Origin of the sequence: Microcoleus sp. B7-D4 (genome assembly GCF_036705125.1) — a bacterium.
GTDB lineage: Bacteria > Cyanobacteriota > Cyanobacteriia > Cyanobacteriales > Microcoleaceae > Microcoleus.
In genome coordinates, this window is the sequence record NZ_JAUBTT010000164.1 from 1 (window position 1) to 4,016 (window position 4,016).

Sequence of the window (4,016 nt, forward strand, 5' to 3'; positions counted from 1 at the left end):
TTAGTTTTGCTCGTCATAGTCTTGTCTAGTAATAAACTAGCCACAGTCTAGCATAATGCTATTTAATTGTCTAGTATCACGCTAGCTTAAAATTAGCGCCTCTAGCTTTGTGTCTAGTGCCTTAATCGAGCTTTTGTCTAGTGTGTATGCTATAAAATACTAGACATTAAATGCTCAATATATACTAGACATTATGCTAGGACACAAATAGCTTTTTATCTAGCATCTTAATCGAGCTTTGTGTCTAGTGTCTATGCTCTAACAAATACTAGACATCATGCTAGTATACAAATATAGCGAAACGGAAACGACACAAACCGCTCGCTGCATACGCTCCACAACCAGCACACACAACCAAAGGACGAAGAACAATGACTCTGTTAGCCAACAAGTTCGTTCAAATCGCCTCAAAAATCGACGCCACGAATGCCCAAATCGCAGCGCTACAAGCCAAGCTCAGCGAACTCCAAGACTATCAGCAACAGTTGCCTGACCGCTAGCGAACCCTGCCATCGCTAGCGGTATTTAGTACATAGGTTAGACAAAATACTAGCATTGACTTCTGATAAATACTAGACACAAAAACTATTTTTATTACTAAATAAATACTAGACTCGCTGCTAGTATTTATCTAGTACAAACAAAACCAGTGCCCGAAAAAACTCCGACCGCCCCAGAGCCGCTCACGCACACCGACGCTACCGCACCAACTACCCCAGCGCATACGGCTAAGCCGCTCTCCGCCTTGAAACTAATGCTCTCGTTAGTCTCGGTCAAGCGCATAGTATCTGATTTGCCTACCAGTAACGAAGATCGCAACGAACTAGAAATAGCAGGCGAGTTGAGTTTGGCTCACGGCGGCTTGATAACTCCCAGGCGTGGCACGGCGAAACAGTAACGGGTACAAGGTTGTCGCCGGTCACTTTCAATATCACGCGGCGGAGCTGGCACATCGACTCAATCCGGGCCCCCGCAAAGCGAGCATATCCCAGCGCGAGTCCTAGAATCCGAAAATCAAACGACAGGCGAGCGCACTACTTAAGATGCTGAAGTTCGTAGCGCCCGATCCCGTAGCCCCATCTCTAAAAGGATGGGGCCATTTAAAATATTTGAATCTAATATAACGGTTCTTATCTTAGATTCAACCTACCGACTCAACCGCTATGAAACTTGTCCCCAACACCCATCAACCCAGTCTCCAAGTGGTCGCTACAAACACAGCAACAGAACAGCTCGTCTGTCTGTGGGTACATGGCAAGTCTAAAACCACTCAAAAACTCTACCGCCGGGTGTCGGGGCTGTTGTTGGGGGCGGTCGGGAAGCCAGCACGGTATCTGACGCTGGGCGACCTGCAAAACTTCGTGGATACACTGGAGGCGCGGGGCTTATCTACTTCATCCCGTCGGACATATATCGCTGTGGTCAAATCACTTTTATCATTCGGTCACAAAACCGGGCTTATCCAAGTTAATGCTGGGGCTGCACTAAATACCCCCAAGCCCAAAGATACTCTGAGCCAAAAAATCCTAACTGAAGCTGAAGTTAGGATGCTGATTGCGTCCGAACCCTGCGAGCGGAATCGGTTGATATTTAAGGTTTTTTACTATGCGGGTTTGCGTGTCTCCGAGCTGTGTGGTTTGAACTGGGAGGACTTGACGAGTAACGGTGAGAGCGGCCAGCTCTTAATTTACGGCAAGGCCGATAAAACCCGCGTAGTGCTTTTGCCGAAGTCGCTGTACGCCGAACTGCTCAGTAGCCGTGGTGATGCAGGCAAATTGGAACCAATCTTTAGAAGTCGCAAGAAGTCCGACGGCGGTAGGTTAAACCCAATTTCTGTAACTCATCTGGTTAAGGTAGCAGCCGTTCGTGTTGGACTCTCCGAGAAAGCATCAGCGCACTGGCTTCGGCACTGCCACGCTTCACACGCGCTCAACCGGGGAGCACCGATTCATCTGCTGAGTCAAACTTTGGGTCATGCTTCAGTCGCCACGACTTCTAAATATTTACACGCCAAACCCAATGATTCCAGTGGTCTGTATCTGGCAACTTAGCGGGTGTTCAGGCTTGGCCGGTTCTTGTGGATTGTCGGCAAGTGTGATCGCACTTGCCACCAGCGAACAGAATACTGGCCACTCTTTTTGGTCAAACAATTTCAGATTTTAGATTCAGATTTTAGATTTTGACAGTGCAGTTGCTCCTTTAGGGTTTGGCATAACAAATGAATCCCTTGTGTCAAGTGTTTCATTTGCCATAACAGTCATGCCAAACAGTGTCAAGCGCGTGACACACGGTTTCTTAATTCCTGGCAACAGTTAAGGAAGGTGGCGACTATTTTTCCGACGGTCTGAACCCGATTTTCTTCATTTCAGTAAAAATTTAGCAGCCCGTCGAAAAAATCCCGCTAGGGGTTTAGGCGGGAAAACTGTTTTATGGAGTAAGAACACGGGACAGATTTTCTGCCCTACGAGAGGGGTAGAGAGATATGTGTTATTCTTCATAAACCAAGTAGTCTTAAAATTTTAACCAACGCAATCTATGACAGCATCATACCCCCTGACAAATGGTCTACCTATACCAAATGATTTCCCAATCGAAAATTACGAAAAAATATCTTCTTTGGTTCGTTCAAAAATTGATTTAACAAGTGATACTAATAGAAGTCAATATTCGTTTTTTTCAGCTTCTTGGAAGGGATTTTTATATCGTTTTTTAGCTTGCACTGAACATGATGAAAAGTATAGACAATCTGTGCTTCCAGTAGGAAAAAAATATTCCCCGTATGAACGATATGTTGTAGAACAAGAATTGTTTGATTTTTTAGTAAACGGACTGTCCGCTATTGAATGCCTTTGTTGCGCTTTATGTGCTATCGGCGCAATAGAAGTAACACAGACAAGACAAGCTACAGATAATTCATTTTTGATAGATAGAGAAGAATACATAAAGAAAATTACCCCTCGAACGACTGCACTAAATTTTGAAAAAAAATTTCCAAATGCACCTATTACAACAAGTTTAAAAAACTTGTTTGAGAAATCTTCTGAGACAGAAAACGCGGTAAAATATGAGGATTGGAAAAAAATACGAAATTATTTAGCTCATCGATTCCAACCGGGTCGCATGGTTCCTATATCATCAACGGGGGTTAGCAACCACGATGTTCCGGAGTCGTGGAACCTAAATTCCCTAACAAACGAAGATCTAGAAAATTTACCAAATATTGAATTTACCGATACTACTACAGCTTCTAGACGCGAATGGCTCACAAAAATAATCCGCAATATTTTGTCTGAAAGTTACATATTTGTTAATAGTTCTCCTGTAACAAGTGAATCACTTGCTATGCCACTACCCTTAGAACAATTGTCAGAACCTTTAACTGACGGGGTAGAAGGTTGAAAAAATTAATTTTAGATTTTAGATTAAGGGCAATCATTTTTGATTAGGTTTTAAGCACTGCTTAGAGTTTGTATAGAGAATCGTTGATATAGTCAGGTATGAAGGATTTTCTAACCACCAGCTTAAAAGTGTTAGAGCTACACCGAAAAAGTCAATTTTTCCCGCCTAGGGCTTATAAGCGTTGTAGCTGACCACTTTTGCATTTGCTGAGAAAAGCTTCATAATGCTTGCTAAGAGCGTTTTGATTTGGTGCTGTTTTTTTATCATGGGGTAAAGTCAGTTTCCGCTCAACCAAATTTTGGTAACAAGTACCGACGAGTTCAGGGGCAATAACAACTTCTTTTGTGTCTGGTCGAATTGATAGTAGATGCAAATCGAACAGAGTGTGTATGTCGGCTCTGAGTGGCAAACCATTTGTTAAATGATTGGTTTGAGTACCTTTATATGGAATTATATGTGCTGCTTCGATAGCTGACTCTACATCACAATCAGTTATGGGACATCGGCCACCGTAAGCAATTAACAACTTACGTCGAAATTCAGGCTGTCCCTGTCGCTGCACAATAGAAGCAGTTATCCGTCGTCTGGCATCTGAAAGAGTTTCAGCGTCAAAATAT

At 43.3% G+C, this 4,016-nt stretch carries 5 protein-coding genes; 4 read left to right on the top strand and 1 reads right to left on the bottom strand.

Annotation, left to right across the window (positions count from 1 at the left end; all coding sequences use genetic code 11):
* Positions 1 to 371 precede the first annotated feature (371 nt).
* The 4 genes from QUB12_RS35325 to QUB12_RS35340 all read left to right on the top strand — a co-directional run bounded on the left by QUB12_RS35325 (position 372) and on the right by QUB12_RS35340 (position 3,399).
* Positions 372 to 500 carry a hypothetical protein gene (locus tag QUB12_RS35325; RefSeq protein ID WP_333145227.1) on the top strand — a complete coding sequence of 43 codons (129 nt, stop codon included), beginning with the start codon at positions 372 to 374 and terminating at the stop codon, positions 498 to 500.
* Between the two features lie 149 nt (positions 501 to 649).
* Positions 650 to 898 carry a hypothetical protein gene (locus tag QUB12_RS35330; protein WP_333310779.1) on the top strand — a complete coding sequence of 83 codons (249 nt, stop codon included), beginning with the start codon at positions 650 to 652 and terminating at the stop codon, positions 896 to 898.
* Between the two features lie 265 nt (positions 899 to 1,163).
* Positions 1,164 to 2,051, top strand: a complete 888-nt coding sequence (locus QUB12_RS35335) for a tyrosine-type recombinase/integrase (protein ID WP_333310781.1) — start codon at positions 1,164 to 1,166, stop codon at positions 2,049 to 2,051.
* Between the two features lie 484 nt (positions 2,052 to 2,535).
* Positions 2,536 to 3,399 carry a hypothetical protein gene (locus QUB12_RS35340; protein ID WP_333310783.1) on the top strand — a complete coding sequence of 288 codons (864 nt, stop codon included), beginning with the start codon at positions 2,536 to 2,538 and terminating at the stop codon, positions 3,397 to 3,399.
* Positions 3,400 to 3,571: 172 nt separating this feature from the next.
* Here QUB12_RS35340 and QUB12_RS35345 read toward each other — a convergent pair.
* Positions 3,572 to 4,016: HNH endonuclease (locus QUB12_RS35345; RefSeq protein WP_333310784.1), on the bottom strand; the 445-nt coding region annotated here is incomplete at its 5' end.